The organism is Falsihalocynthiibacter sp. CO-5D18 (assembly GCF_041205445.1).
Lineage (GTDB): Bacteria > Pseudomonadota > Alphaproteobacteria > Rhodobacterales > Rhodobacteraceae > Falsihalocynthiibacter > Falsihalocynthiibacter arcticus.
This window is the reverse complement of the sequence record NZ_JBGFCF010000007.1, coordinates 89,772-108,547: the sequence shown is the minus strand read 5'-3', so window position 1 is coordinate 108,547 and position 18,776 is coordinate 89,772. Positions and strand designations below refer to the sequence as shown.

Here is an 18,776-nt window from a genome sequence, read left to right as displayed (position 1 = left end):
TGCGCTAGCCCTTCATCACGTTGACATCTTCGACCGCGATCGTGCCGCGGTTGCGGAAGAAGCAAACAAGGATCGCAAGGCCGATCGCGGCCTCTGCGGCGGCAACCGTCAGGACAAACAGGGTAAACACCTGCCCGACAAGATCGCCCAAATAGCTTGAGAACGCGACAAAGTTGATGTTGACCGCAAGCAGCATAAGCTCAATCGACATCAAAATGACGATGACGTTCTTGCGATTCAGGAAAAGCCCGAAAATACCGATGACGAATAACGCCGCCGCCACCGCGAGATAATGTTCAAGTCCGACCATATTTCAGTCCTCGTCTTTCTCGTTCTTCTTGCGATACCAACGCACCGCCAGTCCAAAGGCAATCATCGCAACACCGATAACCAGCCATAAATTCACAGCAAACCCTGCCCCGGTTTCACGTCGACAACTTTCATTGCCTTCGCCGGATCACGATGCATCTGTTCCAACACGTTTTGGCGTTTCACATCCGGACGATGGCGCATCGTCAGCACAATCGCGCCAATCATCGCCACCAGCAAAATCAGGCCCGAGGCCTGAAACAGGTAGATGTAATCGTCATAGATAAGTTGCCCCAAAGCGGCCGTATTTTGCACGTCGCTTGGGTTGGGCGTCACGGCGGCGCGCGCGGCCTCAGCGGTGTCCGCTGCATTCCAAACGCCAATCGCAAGTCCGAGTTCCATCAACAAAACAACGCCAATCAGCAAAGCAAACGGCACAAACTTGGCCATCCCCCCCCGCAACTCAGCAAAGTCCACATCAAGCATCATCACCACAAAGAGGAACAGCACAGCAACCGCGCCGACGTAAACGATCACCAAAAGCATCGCTACGAATTCCGCGCCAAGGATCACGAAAAGCCCTGCCGTCGACAGGAACGCAAGGATCAGCCAAAGCACCGAGTGCACAGGGTTGCGCGACACAACCACAAACAGCCCCGCCGCAACAGTTGTTATGGCAAAGACATAAAAGGCGAAATCAACAATGCCCATTTTACTGTCCTTCTTCCTGTCCCCATTCGGGACTTTGATGTGCCCTCAAGGGGCGGTGTCGTGGGACGGCCTAGCGGTAAGGCGCGTCAATTTCGAGGTTGCGAGCAATTTCAGCTTCCCAACGGTCCCCATTCGCGAGCAGTTTCTCTTTGTCGTAAAACAGCTCTTCGCGGGTTTCGGTCGAGAATTCGAAATTCGGCCCTTCAACAACCGCATCGACGGGGCACGCCTCTTGGCAGAAGCCGCAATAGATGCATTTGGTCATATCAATGTCATAGCGCGTGGTGCGGCGGCTGCCGTCCTCGCGTGGTTCGGCGTCGATAGTGATCGCTTGCGCGGGACAGACCGCCTCGCATAATTTACACGCGATGCAGCGCTCTTCGCCATTGGGATAGCGGCGCAAAACATGCTCGCCACGAAAACGCGGGCTCAAAGGGCCTTTCTCGTGCGGGTAGTTCAACGTCGCTTTGGGCGCGAAAAAGTATTTCAGGCCAAGGGCCATCCCCTTGGCGAAATCCGCCAAGAAGAAATATTTGACCGCGCGGGTATAATCCATAGCCATCGACTTAGCCCCCTACTGCCCAGCGGGCATACGCGCCGCCAAAGGCTCCAAATTGTGCCAAGAAGGCAACGATTACGACCCAAGCGAGCGACATGGGAAGGAACACTTTCCAGCCAATGCGCATCAATTGGTCATAGCGGTAACGTGGCGTGATCGCCTTCACCATCGCGAAGAGGAAGAAGAAGAACGCCATTTTGCCAACCATCCAAAGCACGCCATCAGGGATGCCAGGGATCGGGGACAACCAGCCGCCAAAGAACAACAGAGTAATCAGCGCGCACATCAAGAAGATCGCGATGTATTCACCCGCCATAAACAAAAGGAACGGTGTCGCGGAATATTCCACTTGATAGCCAGCAACCAGTTCGGATTCCGCTTCGGGAAGGTCGAACGGTGGGCGGTTGGTTTCCGCCAAGGCACTGATGAAGAACAAGAAGACCATCGGGAAGTGTGGCAACCAATACCAGTTGAACAACCCAAGATCGCCAGATTGCGCATTCACGATATCGCTAAAGTTCAAGCTACCGGTCGAGATGATGATGGACATGATGATCAGGCCAAGCGAGACCTCATAGGAAATCATCTGGGCCGCAGACCGCAAACTGCCCAAGAACGGGTATTTGGAGTTCGACGCCCAGCCACCCATGATCACGCCGTAAACCTCAAGCGAGGAGACCGCGAACACAAACAACACCGCGACGTTGATATTGGAAAGCACCCAACCGTCGTTGAACGGGATCACCGCCCAAGCCACCATCGCCAAAACAAAGCTGGTTAGGGGCGCGAGGAAGAAGACCGTTTTATCCGCACCCGCAGGCACAACAACCTCTTTGACCACGTATTTCAACGCATCGGCCACCGATTGCAAAAGGCCAAATGCCCCCACAACATTGGGACCGCGACGCATCTGCACCGCCGCCCAAATTTTCCGGTCGCCATAGACCAAAAACAGCAAGGAAATCATCACGAAAGCCAATACGCCAAGGCATTGTGCTATGATGAGGAGGAAAGTCCCCCAAGGGGTTGATAGAAATTCAGCCATAGATCCTCACACCGTCGGTATCCCAGTTTCTTTGCAGTCCGCAACGACGACTTCAGCGTCGATCGTAATCAGACCATCGGGTAACGCGTTTGAGATGGTGTAAACAGCATCCCCACGCCAAATGCCACCCTCTTCGTTCACGTTTGTGCGCACATGTCGCGCAAAACCATATCCACGGATCACAGCATATTGCGCCGCAGCACATTTTCCATAATCCGCAACGTCTTGGTTGTCGCGCGCGCCCTCCATTTCCACAATAAAGCTCACCAAATCCCCGTCCAAAAGGCGGGTTTCGATGCCATTATATGTGGGCGTGAAAGGCAATTCCGCACGCGGTACGTCATTTCCCTCACACCCCACCAAAACACCGCCCGCAAGAGCGAGGGTCAAGGCCGTTTTATGTGTGAAGAAACCCGTCATTATTCCGCAGCCACCGCAGTTTCATTGCGAGCTTTTGCATTTGCCGAAAGTTCGGCCATCAACTGGCTGGCGCGGGCAATCGGATTGGTCAGGTAGAAATCCTTCACCGCATTGCGCAGATCCGCCTTCGCAGGTTTGCGTAGCGGCACGCGCTTCCACGCATTTTCCGCAACCACGTCGATATTCCCAAGGTGCGGTACGTCCGCAATCAAAGCGGTCCGCAGGGCAGCAAGGCTATCATAGGGCAATGTTGCGCCCAATTCCGCCGACAAAGCCCGCAAGATCGCCCAGTTTTCTTTGGCTTCCCCCGGTGCAAATCCGGCGCGATGGGCCAATTGTGGACGCCCTTCTGTATTCACAAACAGGCCGCCTTCTTCCGTATAGGCCGCACTTGGCAGGATCACATCGGCGCGGTGTGCGCCGCGATCGCCGTGCGAACCTTGGTAGATAACAAAGGCCCCTTTTGCGATTTCAACTTCGTCGGCGCCCAAATTATAAACAGCTTCCGCCCCATCAAGCGCCGCCGTCAGGCCGCCGTCCGTCACAGCCCCCACGTCCATCGCACCCACACGCGCGGCAGCGGTGTGAAGTACCATGAACTTGCTTTCGGTCGCTTCGGCAAATTTCATCGCTTGGGAAAGAACCGCTTCGCCATCCGCTTCCTGCAACGCGCCTTGGCCGATAACCACAATCGATTTGCGGCTCAAAGCGTCAGAATGATCGCCTTCGTTGAGTTTGACCAAATCCGCGCGGCTGGTGCCGAGGTGGAAATATTCATACGTCAGATCAACCGCTTCGCCGATGACGCCAACTTTGGCCCCTGCGGTCCAAGCCTTGCGAATACGTGCGTTCAAAACTGGTGACTCAACACGAGGGTTGGTGCCGATCAACATGATCGCTTCGGCTGTATCCAAGTCCTCAATCGTCGCCGTTCCCACATAACCGGCGCGATTGCCCTCTGGCAATTTCGCATTATCGGTCCGACATTCCATGTTGCCACCAAGTCCGTCCACAATCCCCTTGAGGGCATACACAGCCTCAACAGGCGCAAGATCGCCAACGATACCGGCAATTTTTTTGCCTTTAAGACCCGCCGCGGCGGCCGCAAGGGCCTCACCCCAACTCGCTTTACGCAGCTTGCCGTTTTCACGAATATAAGGCGTATCAAGGCGTTGACGACGCAAACCATCCCACACAAAACGGGTTTTGTCGGAAATCCACTCTTCATTCACGCCATCATGGTTGCGCGGCAAAATGCGCATCACTTCGCGGCCTTTTGTGTCCACGCGGATGTTGCTACCAAGCGCGTCCATCACGTCGATGGTTTCGGTTTTGGTCAACTCCCAAGGCCGGGCAGTAAAGGCATAGGGCTTGGAGGTCAGCGCGCCAACAGGGCACAAATCAATGATGTTACCTTGCAAGTTGCTGTCGAGGGTTTCGTTCAAATAGCTTGTGATTTCAGCATCTTCGCCACGGCCCGTTTGGCCCATCTGCGAGATACCCGCGACTTCGGATGTGAAGCGCACACAACGCGTGCAGGAAATACAACGGGTCATTGTGGTCGCCACAAGCGGCCCCAAGTCCAAGTCATCCGAGGCGCGTTTTGGTTCGTTATAGCGGTTTTGCGAAATGCCATAGGCCATCGCTTGGTCTTGCAAATCGCACTCGCCGCCTTGGTCGCAAATCGGGCAATCCAGCGGGTGGTTGATCAGCATGAATTCCATCACGCCTTCGCGGGCCTTTTTGACCATCGGCGAGTTGGTGCGTACAACGGGCGGCTGACCCTCTGGACCGGGGCGCAAATCTTTAACTTGCATCGCACAAGAGGCGGTTGGTTTGGGCGGACCGCCCACAACTTCCACCAGACACATGCGACAGTTGCCCGCAATCGTCAGGCGCTCGTGATAGCAAAAACGCGGAATTTCCACGCCAGCTTGTTCGCACGCCTGAATGAGCGTCATCGCGGGATCGACTTCAACTTCTGTTTCGTCGATGATGATTTTGCGTAATTCAGTCATGCTCTTACTCCGCCGCCACTGCCGAAACACGGCCGGTTTTTTGGTGTTTGATGCGATCTTCGATCTCGTTGCGGAAGTGGCGCACAAGACCTTGGATCGGCCAAGCGGCCGCATCGCCGAGCGCACAAATCGTGTGACCCTCAACCTGTTTCGTCACATCCAGCAACATGTCGATTTCTTCAATTTCAGCGGTGCCTTTGACCAAGCGATCCATCACACGCATCATCCAGCCCGTGCCTTCACGACAAGGCGTACATTGGCCACAACTTTCGTGTTTGTAGAATTTGCTCAAACGCCAGATCGCTTTGATCACGTCGGTATCTTGGTCCATCACGATGACCGCCGCCGTGCCCAAACCAGACCGTTGCTCACGCAGCCAGTCAAAATCCATCAAGGCTTCACCGGCAACATCTTTTGGCAACAGTGGTACCGAAGATCCACCTGGAATAACCGCCTTAAGATTGTCCCAACCACCGCGCACACCGCCGCAATGCTTTTCAAGCAATTCGCGCAACGGGATCGACATTTCTTCCTCGACCACACAGGGGTTATTCACGTGTCCGGAAATACCAAACAGTTTGGTACCCGCGTTATTCGGACGGCCCATCGAGCTAAACCAATCGGCACCGCGCCGCAGGATCGTCGGGATGACCGCAATCGATTCCACGTTGTTCACCGTTGTCGGGCAGCCATAAAGGCCCGCGCCCGCTGGGAACGGTGGCTTCATCCGTGGCATGCCTTTTTTGCCTTCAAGGCTTTCAAGCAAGGCCGTTTCTTCGCCGCAAATATACGCCCCTGCCCCGTGGTGCAGATACAGGTCAAAATCCCAACCGGATTTCGCCGCATTTTTGCCAAGCAAGCCCGCGTCATAACATTCATCAATCGCGCTTTGCAGTGCTTCACGCTCACGGATAAATTCGCCGCGGATATAGATGTAGCACGCATGAGCACCCATTGCGAAGGAGGCGAGCAGCGCTCCTTCGATCAATGTGTGCGGATCATGGCGCATGATCTCGCGGTCCTTACAGGTTCCGGGCTCGGATTCATCGGCATTAATAACCAGATAGGACGGGCGACCGTCGCTCTCTTTAGGCATGAACGACCACTTAAGACCCGTCGGAAAACCCGCGCCCCCACGCCCCCGAAGGCCAGATGCTTTGGCTTCAGTCACAACCCAATCGCGGCCCTTTTTGATGATACCCGCGGTGCCATCCCAATGGCCGCGCGCCTGAGCGCCCGCAAGGCTGCGATCGTGCATGCCGTATAGGTTGGTAAAGATCCGATCTTGATCCTTGAGCATCCGCATCATCCTTCAATTGCTGTAAAGTCACAGCCGTTATTAACCCTGGCGCGCGCGCCAAATTTGTAGTCCAACAACCAGCCCCCAAAAGAAGCCCGCCATCGCGAAGAGATCAATCAGTAAACGCGTGCTTTGCGTCCAGCCGAGTTTTGTTCCCAACGCTTGCCCCACAACCCAGAAAATTCCCGAACCCGCAATCACCAGCGCCAAGAGACGCGATTTTGCCTGAGAGGAACCCTCTGAATTTGGGGCCTTTTTTACCATTCCTTACGCCTTTTTACCGCGTGTGGAAAATTCTGTTTCCCCGCGGTCCGCGAGGATTTTTGCTTGTTCGATCCAACCGTCGCGCTCAATGCGCCCTTTGAACCGGAGCCGCGCATCGACCCATTCAATTTCTGCATCACTCCACTTAGCGACCTGATCGTAATGAAAAAATCCAAGCTCGTTCAGCGTTTGCTCAAGCTTTGGTCCAACCCCTTTGAGCAGTTTCAAGTCATCTGCTCCTGCCTTGCGGGGCGCCTTCATCGTGCGCGGTTTTGTCTCCGACACGTTTTCAGGCACGACTGTTTTTTGGGCCGCAGGAGTAGCCTTGGCTTTAGGTGCTTTTGGAGTAGGCTTCTCAACGTCGCCTTTCAACGTGGCCTTACTCGTCGCAAGCTTTTCTTCACGCACCAAAGGCGATGGCTTCACGTCAAGTTCCACAACAACCGGCGCTTCCGACGCCGTTGGCGCCTCAGAAACGGGTTGCGGTGTCACGACAGGTTTTGCTGTCGCTGTTTGAGTCGGTGCTTCAGACGCCGAACACAAAACCTTGCCCAAAAGCCAGCCCGCCACAAAAAACACGACGATCCCAACCAGCATCGAGATAAACGCGCCCTGCTCTAGTTTCGACAGTGCAACCATAAAGGCGGCAAAACCGAGAACCACGGCAATCATCCAACAGAGATTGGGACAACTAAACAGGCTCTCTTTGTTTCGATCAGACATAAAACTCTCCCCTAGAATTGACTACAGAACACTTCAAACAACCATACCCTACCCGCGCACCGCCCCGAAGGGCCATGTTGGAAAGGTTTGAATATGCCGTCGTTTTTGTCATTTAATGTCTCTTACCTCAGGAAGTATTCGAAAGTGTTATTTCTTGTCCGCGGCTGCAGCCAAAGTTTTCGCCTGCTCTATCCAGCCATCCCGTTCGATACGTCCTTTAAACTTCAGACGCGCATCGACCCATGACACTTCTTCTGCGCCCCATTTTGCGATTTGGTCAAAGTGGAAAAACCCAAGCTCATTAAGCGTGGTTTCCAGCTTCGGTCCCACACCACTGAGCAGCTTCAAATCATCCGCACCCGCTTTGCGCGGCGCGGTCATGGTGCGCGGTTTTTTCTCAGCGACAACGGCGGGTTCGACATTGGCTTTCTCAGGGGCCGGTGCCGCCTTGGGAGCGTCCGCTTTCTTGGCGGCAGGCTTCTTCGCCGTCGTGGATTTACCCAACCAAGGTGTGAGCAACGGCACTTCGGTTCCGTCGATCCGCTTAATGGTATCGCCATGATCCACCGCAAGCTGCGCGCTGGCGTTATACTGTGTTTTGCCGCTGTCGTATTCCGTCAACGAGGTCAGGCCCGACAAGGGCTCCGCCGCATAACGACCGTTTTGGGGGCCCGGAACAGGAATTTTACCCGCGGCAAAATCCGCCATCAATGCGCGGAATTTATCCGCCGTCAGGTCCTCGTAATAATCCTTGCCGATTTGGGCCATCGGCGCATTCGCGCAGGCTCCAAGGCATTCAACTTCTTCCCACGAAAACTTGCCATCTTCTGAGAGCGCGTGGGGTTTCTCGCTGATAAGTTCCTTGCAAACAGCAACCAAATCCTCGGCGCCGCAAATCATGCAAGACGTGGTGCCACAAATCTGGATATGCGCCAAAGAGCCAACAGGCTGGAGCTGGAACATAAAGTAAAACGACGCCACTTCGAGGCCGCGAATATACGCAAGGCCAAGCATATCCGAGACATATTCAATCGCCGGACGGGTGATCCAGCCTTCTTGCTCTTGGGCACGCCACAAGATTGGAATGATCGCCGACGCCTGACGGCCCTCGGGGAATTTGGTCATCTGTGCTTCGGCCCAAATCTGATTTTCAGGGGTGAAGGCAAAGCTCTCGGGTTGGATTTTATGTAGACGGCGAAGCATTAGCGGTCGATCTCCCCGAACACGACGTCCATCGTGCCGATAATTGCGGCCACATCGGCCAGTTGATGGCCCGTGGCCACATAGTCCATAGCTTGCAGGTGCAAAAAGCCCGGTGCGCGGATTTTGGCGCGATAGGGTTTGTTGCTGCCATCGGCCACAAGGAACACGCCGAATTCGCCTTTTGGCGCTTCAACACAGGCATAGATTTCGCCTGCCGGTACGTGGAAGCCTTCGGTATAAAGTTTAAAGTGGTGAATGAGCGCCTCCATCGAGGTCTTCATATCGCCGCGTTTTGGTGGCGTAATTTTACCGCGCGCCAGCACATCACCCGGCTCATTGCGCAGCTTTTCACAAGCTTGGCGAATGATCTTGATGCTCTCACGCATTTCCTGCATCCGGCACAAGTAGCGATCATAACAATCGCCGTTTTTGCCCACAGGGATGTCGAACTCAAACTCGTCGTAACACTCATAGGGTTGGCTGCGGCGCAAATCCCACGCCATGCCAGACCCGCGTACCATCACCCCAGAGAAACCCCAATCAAGGGCATCCTGTTGGGAGATGACACCGATATCAACGTTGCGCTGTTTAAACACACGGTTTTCCGTCAGCAATCCATCAATATCAGCGAGGACTTGCGGGAAAGTATGCGTCCATGCGTCGATGTCTTCAATGAGGTCAGGGGGCAAATCCACGTGTACGCCACCGGGGCGGAAATAGGCCGCGTGCAGGCGTGCGCCACAGGCCCGTTCGTAAAAAACCATCAGCTTTTCGCGCTCTTCAAAACCCCAAAGTGGCGGCGTAAGGGCGCCAACGTCCATCGCCTGTGTTGTGGTGTTCAACAGGTGGCTAAGGATACGGCCAATTTCGGAATAGAGCACTCGGATCAGGCTGGCGCGACGCGGCACAACCGTGCCCGTCAGCTTCTCGATCGCCAAACACCATGCGTGTTCTTGGTTCATCGGCGCCACATAATCCAACCTGTCGAAATACGGCAGATTTTGCAGATAGGTGCGGCTTTCCATCAGCTTTTCGGTGCCACGATGCAGCAAGCCAATATGGGGATCACAGCGCTCAACAATCTCGCCGTCAAGCTCCAGAACAAGACGCAACACGCCGTGAGCCGCAGGGTGCTGGGGCCCAAAGTTGATGTTGAAGTTGCGGATTTTCTGTTCGCCCGTAAGCGCGTCTTCGAAATTTCCGTCCATATCTTACACCTTCGTCATATTCTGCTGCCAGCGGTCGGGAAGAGCCCCGAAACGCGCTTCTACGGCAGCGTATTGTGGCGCGAGCAGCTCAGCGAGCCCTCGGCGTCGTGCGTCATCAAGTCTTAAAGCAATGCCAACATAGGACGGGCGACCGACCTTCGCAGGATGTTCCGAGATACCCAAAAACTTACAAAAGACATCCATCATGTTTTGCGAGAACATATTCTCAAAAAACATCACCAAGCGATTGCTTTCGGGCACATGCCGCTCAAGCTTATCAAGGGTCGCGGCATAGTTGCTCCGCTCAAGCGTGCCATGACGGCCCTTCACAAGCAGGCGATCAACCGTATTCATGCAAAGCTCGGCAACAGACTCGCCCTCTTTGGCTTTTTTATTGGAATTCATCCGAATGTTGGACCACAAACGATCCACGGGATCCCGCATGACATAAACAAACCGCGTGACAGGCATCGCCGTGACAAGGCGCGCAAACCACGTATCCGACAACATGCCATAGGAAGGCGTGATATCGGTGGCAACCTTGGCCCCCGTGCGTGCGATTTCAGATGCGAAATACCGGCGATAGACCTCAAGCCCCTCGGGGCCGCCCTGAACATATATCGCGCGCAAATCCTCCAAACGGCCAATGCGGCGCAGAATGGGGCGTTTCTTATCGGCGGGGGCTTTGGACAGGCGATCTTGCAACGTTTTAATTTCAGAACCGATGGTTTCCTGCATCCCTTCGAGGGAAAACGCAACTTCCCCCGACAGGCTGTCGAAATAGTGCAGTTCTTTGCGTGGTGGCGTGACAGCTTCTGGATGCGACACAAGATAGTCGTGCAGCCAAGTCGTGCCAGACTTGGTCGCTCCTACCCCGTACAAAAGTGTCGCCTCTTGCGCCATTATTAGCCTTTAGCCTCAGGTGATTTTTCGTCCCCCGGCAGGATGTATTCGGCACCCTCCCACGGTGACATGAAATCAAATTGACGGTATTCCTGCACGAGGCTTACTGGCTCGTAGACAACGCGTTTTTCAACTTCGTCGTACCGCACTTCAGTATAGCCCGTTGTCGGGAAATCCTTGCGAAGCGGAAAGCCGCGAAACCCGTAGTCCGTCAAAATACGGCGCAAATCGGGGTGCCCCGCGAACAGAATGCCGAACATGTCATAGACTTCGCGCTCAAACCAATTCGCCGCAGGATAGACAGGAACGATCGACGGCACCATCTCGTCCTCGCGCACCATCACACGCAAACGGATGCGGTGGTTTTGGTACATCGAGAGGAAATGATACACCATATCAAACCGCTTTTCGCGGCTTGGGTAATCAACGGCCGTGATATCAACCAAGGTCGAAAAACGGCAATTGCGATCTGATTTAAGGTATTCCACCAGACCCACAAGCGCCGCAGGGGCAACATTTACCGTCAATTCGCCGTGCTCAACCGCATAGGAAATGACGCAATCGGGACGGTTTAACTCAAGGAGCGCACCAAGTTCATTCAGAGCTTCAGACATCAGGCCTACCTTACGATCGTGCCAGTACGGCGGATTTTGCGTTGCAATTGCAGGATACCATAGAGCAACGCCTCGGCGGACGGTGGGCATCCCGGAACATAGATATCAACGGGGACAATGCGGTCACATCCGCGCACAACCGAATAGGAATAGTGGTAATAGCCGCCGCCATTCGCACAGGATCCCATCGAGATCACATAGCGGGGTTCGGGCATCTGGTCGTAAACTTTGCGCAATGCAGGGGCCATTTTATTGGTCAACGTCCCCGCAACGATCATCACGTCCGACTGGCGCGGTGAGGCGCGTGGCGCAAATCCATAGCGTTCCACGTCATAGCGCGGCATCGCGGTGTGCATCATCTCAACCGCACAACAGGCTAACCCGAAGGTCATCCAGTGCAGCGAACCTGTGCGGGCCCAATTGATAATATCCTCGGAGGAGGTGAGCAAAAAGCCCTTGTCCTGAAGTTCCGCATTCAGAGCTGCGGCCGCCACGTCTTTATCAACGCCCGCCGTGTTTTCAGATGTACTTAGGCCCATTCCAGCGCCCCCTTCTTCCATTCATAGGCAAAGCCGATGGTCAGAACCCCAAGGAACACCATCATCGACCAAAACCCAACCATCCCGACATCCTTAAACGCCACCGCCCAAGGGAACAGAAACGCAATCTCAAGGTCGAAAATGATGAACAAAATGGCGACAAGATAGAACCGCACATCAAATTTCATCCGCGCGTCGTCAAAGGCATTAAAGCCACATTCATACGCACTCACTTTTTCAGGGTCGGGATTCCTTACCGCAAGGATCACCGCCGCGAGAATCAAAACGATCCCCAACGCAACGGCAATCGCCAAGAAAACAAGGATGGGGAGGTATTCTGAAAGTAGCTCTTCCACGTTTGGCTCCTTTGAAGGCGTGTTGATTTATGCCTTTTAGCTCATGGTGGTTTACTCTTGCCTAATGGCTTGGTCAACCGAGCGTACGGGTTCTTTACCGCTGTTTTTGCGGATTAATTGTCACAGACACTTGAAATCGCCTTCCGACATCCAAGAAGGCAATTACTTTACAAAAAACATCAGGATTGCCCGCGCTAAAACATCGTGTCAACAAATTCGCCGTCGCGCCCACTTTCCGCCTTTAACAATCTGACTTCTAGACCAAGCTCTCGAAGCTCTTCCAAAAGGCGCTTTGCATTTTCGACGCTCTTGTCTTCAACAATCCCAAACAGACATGCCCCAGCGGTAGTTGGTAGATAAACTGGAATTTCAGGCGCATTTCTTAGATCATTCCAAAAGATCACGCCTTGTCCCTTCCGCTTATTGATTGTCGCTTCCACATCAAGAGATTTAACAACAATAGCCAAATTCTCAAACTTAACACAAAAAAATTCTGATCCGTCCTCCATTAAAAGTGCCAACCCAGAATTTACAACACCAAGACCACTAACTTTCAAAAGGCCATATTCTTCAAATCTTGCCTCTTCAGAAAAAGTTATTTTATGGAGGCATTTTGGAACGCTCCCTGAAATTTGAAAACCGCTCAGCTTGTTAAAGTCCATGGCAGTTTCAACATCAACTTCGTCCAAAATCCGCATGACACGATTGTTAAACGTCCCAGGCTGTCGCACTTCCGAGGCTAAAACACTGGCCCATTTTTCCTGAATATTATCAGCCGAAGCATCCTCAGCATGACGCTCAAATCGGTTCAAGAAATCTTCCGACAGGGCTTCTGGTCCATCGTTCTGCTGGGCGTCCGAGGGAGGTGCAATTTTCAACTGCTCCATCGCCGCCAAAACAACACTCTCTTTATTGCTGTGCCGTCTCGCCGCTTGGGAAAGCTCAATCCCAAGGATATCGGCAGCAAGTTCAGGGTTTCCCAATACTTCGGCTGCAAGAGCCGTCACCGCGGCCGATTTGAGGGCAGCCTTTGCTTCGATGTCGCTTTGGTTTTCGCTCACACTTCGTCTAAAATAATTGCCTAAATAGCTTGCCCCATCTCCAATTAACCGGTCAAAAGCACTAACGGCTCTGCTTTTTGCTTTAGCTTCTAAACCAAATCCAGTCAGCTCCTTTGACGCTTTCACCGAGACCGAAATTTCTTCATTCTTGCTATCGTCGTGCACGCAATACCCTCAGAGCAAACTACAATTCGCTCGAACGTATTCATTCAACCTATTGCGGTCCAGAAGAAACACTCAAACAACCCAAGCCGCCGCCCGCTTCTCAAAAAACGCCGCAATCCCCTCAGCACTCTCCGCCCCGTCCCAACAGGCAATCAGCGCATCAATACTCGCGTCAATCGCCGCCGCATCAATCACAGGCCCAAACTGTCGCGCCAAAGCCTTCGCCGCCGCCACCGATTTCGGCCCACAGGCCAAATAGGGCACAACTTCCGCCTCCACCGCCGCGTCCAAATCCTGCACCGCCACCGCCCGCGCCAAAATCCCCAGCGTCACCGCCTCGACCCCTAGGAAAATCCGCGCATTCATAAACACCCGCCGCGCGCGCGCCTCGCCCATCCGCGCCAGCACATAAGGCCCGATCGTCGCGGGGATCAGACCCAGCTTGGTCTCCGTCAGGCCAAACTTCGCCCCCTCCACCCCAATCGCAATATCGCAAACACAGACCATCCCAATGCCGCCCCCCAACGCCGCGCCCTGAATTTTCCCGATCAGCGGTTTGGGCATCGTATTGAGCGCTTGCAACATATAGGCGAGCTTCGCGGCCTCACGTCGGCGGGTCGGCGCGTCAGCGGCGATCTGTTGCTGCATCCAGCCCAAATCCCCCCCCGCACAAAAACTGCGCCCTGCCCCCGTGAGCACCACAACCCGCACCGCGTCATCCGCACCGAGCATGCCTGCGGCCCGCGTGACCTCGTCAATCATCTGCGCCGAAAGCGCGTTGTGTTTATCAGGTCGGTTCAACGTCAGCGTCGCCACCCCCCGCCCATCCGTCTCTATCGTAATGGTTTCAAACATGGCTATCTCCTCGCATCCTATGCGCCATTGCGGCGGCCTCGGTCAAAACATCCATGTTCAAACCCGTCTCATATCCCAACGCCGCCAAATGCCGCGCCAATGCCTCGCTCGCCACATTCCCCGCCGCTCCGGGCGCATAGGGACAACCGCCCAGCCCGCCAACCGCGCCGTCAAAGACCCGCAATCCGCGCTCAAGCGCCACGGTCACATTCTCCAACGCCCGCCCAGACGTATCGTGGAAATGTCCCGCCAAATGCCGCGCATCTGCAACCTCAAGCACCGCCGATAACATCGCATCCACAGCTTCCGGCGCGCCCCGCCCGATGGTATCGCCTAGCGACACCTCATAGCATCCCATCGCCAGCAATTGCGCCACAACCCGCGCCACAGACGCCGGCGCGGTCGCGCCATCATAGGGGCACTCCACCACACAAGACACATACCCCCGCACCGGAATGCCCGCGCCGCGTGCCGCCTCTGAAACATCCGCAAACCGCGCCAAACTCTCCGCAATGGAACAATTGATATTCGCCTGCGAAAACCCCTCAGACGCGCTGCCAAATATCGCAATCTCATCCGCCTTGGCCGCCACAGCCCCCTCAAATCCGCGCATATTGGGCGTCAACGCCGCATAGGAAACGCCCTCTTTGCGCGCAATCCCCGCCAAAACCTCCGCTGAATCCGCCATCTGCGGCACCCATTTCGGACTAACAAAACTCGCAACCTCAATGCGCCGAAACCCCGCACCACTCAGGCAATCCACCAAAGCGATCTTGTCCCGTGTCGAAATCTGCGTCTTCTCGTTCTGCAACCCATCTCGCGGTCCAACTTCAAAAACCTCTGCGCGGTCCATCATGTTCCTTCCTGTACGGGATAAAATTCCTCTGGATACAAAAGCGTCGCGCCCTCTGGCGGTAGACTTGCCCGAAACGCCGCCCGCGCCGTGATCCGTTCATACCAGGCCTGAACGTTTTCAAATCCTTCCAAAGATTTGAAATGCACCGCCATATAAAGCGCCTGCCCCAATGAAATATCCGCTGCAGAAAACCCGCCGTGCAGAACGTATTCCCGTCCCTCCAACCGCGCGTTCAAAGCCTCATAACATTTACCAATACGTGCAGCTTCAAGCTTCATCACAATCCGGCTGCGCATCCAATCCTCAAACAACGCAATATGCTGCTGCGTAAGCGCCGCCGCATGCTGACTTATGGTTTCGCTAAAGTGCACCCAAACCAACCAATCGGCGCGCTCGCCGCTGCCCGCCGCACGTCCAAGCCCCGCCTCTGGAAACACTTCGCACAAATATTCCGTGATCGCCCCCGTTTCAAAAAGGACCCGCCCGTCAATCTCAAGCGCTGGTACCCGCCCCGCCGGGTTGAGCGTCAAATACTCAACCGAACGCAAGTTTTTACCAAACGCATGCTCCACAACCTCAAACTCAACGCCCAACTCGTGCAACAGCCAAAGGCTGCGCATCGAGCGCGTCTGGTGCGCGTGATGAAGGCGGATCATGCCTCACCCGCCTCTTCCACAAGTGCAATCAACGGCGCACCCGCAACAACTTGATCCCCCGAAGCCACAAAAACCTCAGCAATTTCACCGTCCCGCGTCGCCAATAAGGAGTGCTCCATTTTCATCGCTTCCAAAATCGCCAACCGCTCGCCCTGCACGACCTTCGCTCCCGCCTCAACAAAGACAGCTTTCACCAATCCGGGCATTGGTGCAAAAACAATATCCCCCGCAGGCCCCTCCTGACCCCCGCGCGCCAAAGGATCAATCGCTTCAAACACATAGGTATTGCCAAAAAACACACTCAACGCATCCCCAAACCGCATGATCTGCGCTCCGGTTTTCTGACCATCTATCCACCACTGATCGCCCTTTTGCTCAACATTATGGGTTGTATCGGCAATTGAGACATCAAACCGTCCTGCACCCAAGGACGTCACCCGCACCGCCACAATCTCATCACGGTAGGTAAACGCAACCTCCTGCGGAACGCGCTCCCAAAGCGCAAATCCCATCTCGGTGGATGTGTCCTCAGCAAGCCCCGCGAACCCAAGCGCCGCCAGCGAACGCGTGCGCGAACAGGCAATCGGCTCAACCGTCAACGCCGCTAAATCCCGCCCGATCAAGCCCGTATCGACCTCACCGCGCTTGAAACCCGCATGCCGCGTGAGTGCCTTAAGGAACGCCAAATTCGTGACCAACCCCGCCACTTGCGTTGCCGACAACGCCCGCTCCAACTTTGCCAAGGCAATCTCGCGGGTCGCGCCATGCGTGGTCAGCTTGGCAATCATCGGATCATACCACGGCGAAATCTCGTCGCCCCCGCGCACCCCCGTATCCGCCCGCGCAAATTCTGGGAAACTCAGGTGCGCAAGTCGCCCCGTTGCAGGCAAAAATCCAGCGGGTACATCCTCTGCATAAAGCCGCGCTTCGAACGAATGCCCTTGGATCGTCAGTTGCTCTTGCACGGCCGGAAGCCCTTCGCCCGCGGCAACGCGCAGCTGCCATTCCACCAAGTCCACCCCCGTAATCGCCTCGGTCACAGGATGCTCCACCTGAAGGCGCGTGTTCATCTCCATGAACCAAAATCCGTCCGTGCGCAGGCCCCCTGACCCGTCTACGATAAACTCGATCGTCCCCGCACCCGCATAGCCAATCGCCTTGGCCGCCTTGACCGCCGCCGCCCCCATCGCCGCACGCACATCCGCCGTCATTCCGGGCGCAGGCGCTTCCTCAATCACCTTCTGATGCCGCCGCTGCAACGAGCAATCGCGCTCAAACAGATGCACCGCCTCCACCCCGTCGCCAAACACCTGCACCTCGATATGGCGCGGCGCCGTCACGTATTTCTCGATCAACACATCCGCATTGCCAAACGCCGCCAAAGCCTCGCTGCGCGCGCTCTCCAATGCGTCGGAAAAACCCTCGGACGCTTCAACCAGACGCATGCCTTTGCCCCCGCCGCCTGCGACCGCCTTGATCAGAACGGGCCAGCCGATGGCGGCGGCCTCCTTGGCCAAAAACGCTGCGTCCTGATTTTTACCGTGATACCCAGGCACCACCGGCACCCCCGCCTCAATCATCAAAACCTTCGCCGCATCCTTCAGACCCATCGCGCGGATCGCCGCGGCCGACGGCCCGATAAACACAAGCCCCGCCGCCTCCACAGCCTCCACAAACTCTGGATTTTCCGACAAAAACCCGTACCCCGGATGGATCGCCTCGGCCCCCGTCTCCAGCGCCGCCTGAATGATCACATCGCCGCGCAAATAACTCTGCGCTGGGGCGGACCCTCCAATGTGAACCGCCTGATCCGCCAAGGCCACATGCCGCGCGCCCGCATCAGCATCGGAATAAACCGCAACCGTCCGAACACCCATATCGCGGGCCGTTTCCATGACCCGACAGGCGATTTCCCCACGGTTCGCAATCAAAATCTTGCCAAACATTCAGGCCTCCAAAAATGCAGGCCCATGCCCCAAAAGGGTGGCCGCTTCATCTGTTATATTTTCAATTATCTGGGCCGCAGGGCGAATATCGTGAAGCAAACCAACCGCTTGCCCCACAAAAGTGTTCGCCCCCTCCACGTCCCCCGCCTCCCATGCACGCCGCCATTTTTCGGCCTCAACCTGCGCCACCGCAAGCAACCCGTCCAAATCGTCGTGCCACTGGCGGGTAAACGCATTCTTGAGCACCCGCGCGGTAAATCTGGGCGGCCATTTCAAATGCCGCGCCACATCCATCACCGAGGAACGGATCGTATCATCGCCCGTCGCCGCCATCGCCGCCGCATGCATCTTTGGATGCACCATGGCCTCGTCGCTGGCCCAAAACCGCGAGCCAATCACCGCGCCCTGCGCCCCCAACATCAACGCCGCAGCAAGGCCACGCCCGTCAGCAATGCCCCCCGCCGCAACGACAAAAACATGGGGCATATTGCGCGCCACCCAATCGGCAACCTCGGGCACAAGCGTCATCGTCGCGCGGGCCTCGCCGTGGCCTCCCGCCTCGGACCCCTGCGCCACGATCACATCCGCGCCCGCGCCACAGGCCGCCTGTGCATCGGCCAATGTTGTCACCTGCGCAATTAACGCAACGCCCGCACGATGCACGCGATCCACATACGGCGCGATGTCGCCAAAGGATAAAAACACCGCCGCTGGGGAGCGCTCCAACGCTTGCTCCAAAACCTGCGAATGCGCGGCAAGCTTCCATGTGATGAACCCAACTCCAACCTTGGCATCGCCCGCCTTGGCAAACTCCGCGTCCACCCAATCCGGATCGCCATAAGCTCCGCCGATCAATCCAAGCCCACCACCCAGACTCACCGCCCGCGCCAATTCGCCCCCCGCAGCAAAAGCCATGGGCGCCGATATAATGGGCGTGTCCAACTCGAATTTTTCGGTCAATCGTGTTGTAATCCGTGCCATCTGATGTCGTCCCTTCTCTTCAACGCACCCCACAATATCTTGTGGTCGCCCCTCCAGTCCCCCTAAAATAAAACTTTAAACTTT

General features: G+C 55.6%; 22 protein-coding genes. All 22 read right to left on the bottom strand.

Features of this window, described 5'->3' with window-relative positions:
• Window positions 1-4: 4 nt before the first annotated feature.
• A complete protein-coding gene (gene nuoK / locus AB9F27_RS11145) occupies window positions 5-310 on the bottom strand; it encodes an NADH-quinone oxidoreductase subunit NuoK (RefSeq protein WP_039000533.1) in 306 nt (101 codons plus the stop codon).
• 3 nt (window positions 311-313) lie between these two features.
• Window positions 314-406: an LPXTG cell wall anchor domain-containing protein gene (locus AB9F27_RS11140; RefSeq protein WP_156477532.1), complete on the bottom strand. Its 93-nt coding sequence runs from the start codon at window positions 404-406 to the stop codon at window positions 314-316.
• Window positions 403-1,020 (bottom strand): NADH-quinone oxidoreductase subunit J, encoded by a 618-nt coding sequence (locus AB9F27_RS11135; RefSeq protein WP_039000535.1) that lies wholly within the window; start codon window positions 1,018-1,020, stop codon window positions 403-405. The genes AB9F27_RS11140 and AB9F27_RS11135 overlap by 4 nt, the downstream gene beginning before the upstream one ends.
• A 70-nt stretch (window positions 1,021-1,090) precedes the next feature.
• Window positions 1,091-1,582 (bottom strand): NADH-quinone oxidoreductase subunit NuoI, encoded by a 492-nt coding sequence (gene nuoI / locus AB9F27_RS11130; RefSeq protein WP_039000536.1) that lies wholly within the window; start codon window positions 1,580-1,582, stop codon window positions 1,091-1,093.
• Window positions 1,583-1,586: 4 nt separating this feature from the next.
• Window positions 1,587-2,624 (bottom strand): NADH-quinone oxidoreductase subunit NuoH, encoded by a 1,038-nt coding sequence (gene nuoH, locus AB9F27_RS11125; protein ID WP_039000537.1) that lies wholly within the window; start codon window positions 2,622-2,624, stop codon window positions 1,587-1,589.
• 6 nt (window positions 2,625-2,630) lie between these two features.
• Entirely contained in the window at window positions 2,631-3,044 is a 414-nt protein-coding gene (locus AB9F27_RS11120; RefSeq protein ID WP_335586303.1) for a hypothetical protein, read from the bottom strand.
• Entirely contained in the window at window positions 3,044-5,062 is a 2,019-nt protein-coding gene (gene nuoG, locus AB9F27_RS11115) for an NADH-quinone oxidoreductase subunit NuoG (protein WP_335586302.1), read from the bottom strand. Before nuoG ends, AB9F27_RS11120 begins: the two co-directional genes overlap by 1 nt.
• Window positions 5,063-5,066: 4 nt before the next feature.
• Complete coding sequence (gene nuoF, locus AB9F27_RS11110) at window positions 5,067-6,362, bottom strand: NADH-quinone oxidoreductase subunit NuoF (RefSeq protein WP_335586301.1); 1,296 nt, start codon at window positions 6,360-6,362, stop codon at window positions 5,067-5,069.
• 39 nt (window positions 6,363-6,401) lie between these two features.
• Window positions 6,402-6,626 (bottom strand): DUF5337 domain-containing protein, encoded by a 225-nt coding sequence (locus tag AB9F27_RS11105; protein ID WP_039000540.1) that lies wholly within the window; start codon window positions 6,624-6,626, stop codon window positions 6,402-6,404.
• Between the two features lie 3 nt (window positions 6,627-6,629).
• Entirely contained in the window at window positions 6,630-7,349 is a 720-nt protein-coding gene (locus AB9F27_RS11100; protein ID WP_369757720.1) for a hypothetical protein, read from the bottom strand.
• Between the two features lie 147 nt (window positions 7,350-7,496).
• The gene (nuoE, locus tag AB9F27_RS11095) at window positions 7,497-8,552 is read right to left on the bottom strand and encodes an NADH-quinone oxidoreductase subunit NuoE (RefSeq protein WP_335586300.1); all 1,056 of its coding nucleotides are present in this window, start codon (window positions 8,550-8,552) and stop codon (window positions 7,497-7,499) included.
• A complete protein-coding gene (locus tag AB9F27_RS11090; RefSeq protein ID WP_039000543.1) occupies window positions 8,552-9,760 on the bottom strand; it encodes an NADH-quinone oxidoreductase subunit D in 1,209 nt (402 codons plus the stop codon). The genes nuoE and AB9F27_RS11090 overlap by 1 nt, the downstream gene beginning before the upstream one ends.
• A gap of 3 nt (window positions 9,761-9,763) precedes the next feature.
• Window positions 9,764-10,663, bottom strand: coding sequence for a sulfotransferase (locus AB9F27_RS11085; RefSeq protein ID WP_335586299.1), 900 nt, complete (start codon window positions 10,661-10,663; stop codon window positions 9,764-9,766).
• A 2-nt stretch (window positions 10,664-10,665) separates the two neighbouring features.
• Window positions 10,666-11,277 (bottom strand): NADH-quinone oxidoreductase subunit C, encoded by a 612-nt coding sequence (locus tag AB9F27_RS11080; protein WP_039000545.1) that lies wholly within the window; start codon window positions 11,275-11,277, stop codon window positions 10,666-10,668.
• Between the two features lie 5 nt (window positions 11,278-11,282).
• Window positions 11,283-11,816, bottom strand: a complete 534-nt coding sequence (locus AB9F27_RS11075; RefSeq protein ID WP_335586298.1) for an NADH-quinone oxidoreductase subunit B family protein — start codon at window positions 11,814-11,816, stop codon at window positions 11,283-11,285.
• The gene (locus tag AB9F27_RS11070; protein WP_039000547.1) at window positions 11,807-12,172 is read right to left on the bottom strand and encodes an NADH-quinone oxidoreductase subunit A; all 366 of its coding nucleotides are present in this window, start codon (window positions 12,170-12,172) and stop codon (window positions 11,807-11,809) included. The genes AB9F27_RS11075 and AB9F27_RS11070 overlap by 10 nt, the downstream gene beginning before the upstream one ends.
• A 194-nt stretch (window positions 12,173-12,366) precedes the next feature.
• Window positions 12,367-13,398: a DUF2806 domain-containing protein gene (locus AB9F27_RS11065; RefSeq protein WP_335586297.1), complete on the bottom strand. Its 1,032-nt coding sequence runs from the start codon at window positions 13,396-13,398 to the stop codon at window positions 12,367-12,369.
• Window positions 13,399-13,470: 72 nt separating this feature from the next.
• Window positions 13,471-14,253: a crotonase/enoyl-CoA hydratase family protein gene (locus AB9F27_RS11060; protein WP_335586296.1), complete on the bottom strand. Its 783-nt coding sequence runs from the start codon at window positions 14,251-14,253 to the stop codon at window positions 13,471-13,473.
• Window positions 14,246-15,109 carry a hydroxymethylglutaryl-CoA lyase gene (locus AB9F27_RS11055; protein ID WP_335586295.1) on the bottom strand — a complete coding sequence of 288 codons (864 nt, stop codon included), beginning with the start codon at window positions 15,107-15,109 and terminating at the stop codon, window positions 14,246-14,248. Before AB9F27_RS11055 ends, AB9F27_RS11060 begins: the two co-directional genes overlap by 8 nt.
• Window positions 15,106-15,765 carry a glutathione S-transferase family protein gene (locus tag AB9F27_RS11050; RefSeq protein WP_335586294.1) on the bottom strand — a complete coding sequence of 220 codons (660 nt, stop codon included), beginning with the start codon at window positions 15,763-15,765 and terminating at the stop codon, window positions 15,106-15,108. Before AB9F27_RS11050 ends, AB9F27_RS11055 begins: the two co-directional genes overlap by 4 nt.
• Window positions 15,762-17,711, bottom strand: a complete 1,950-nt coding sequence (locus tag AB9F27_RS11045) for a biotin carboxylase N-terminal domain-containing protein (RefSeq protein WP_369757719.1) — start codon at window positions 17,709-17,711, stop codon at window positions 15,762-15,764. The genes AB9F27_RS11050 and AB9F27_RS11045 overlap by 4 nt, the downstream gene beginning before the upstream one ends.
• Entirely contained in the window at window positions 17,712-18,692 is a 981-nt protein-coding gene (locus tag AB9F27_RS11040) for a nitronate monooxygenase (protein WP_335586409.1), read from the bottom strand.
• Window positions 18,693-18,776 lie beyond the last annotated feature (84 nt).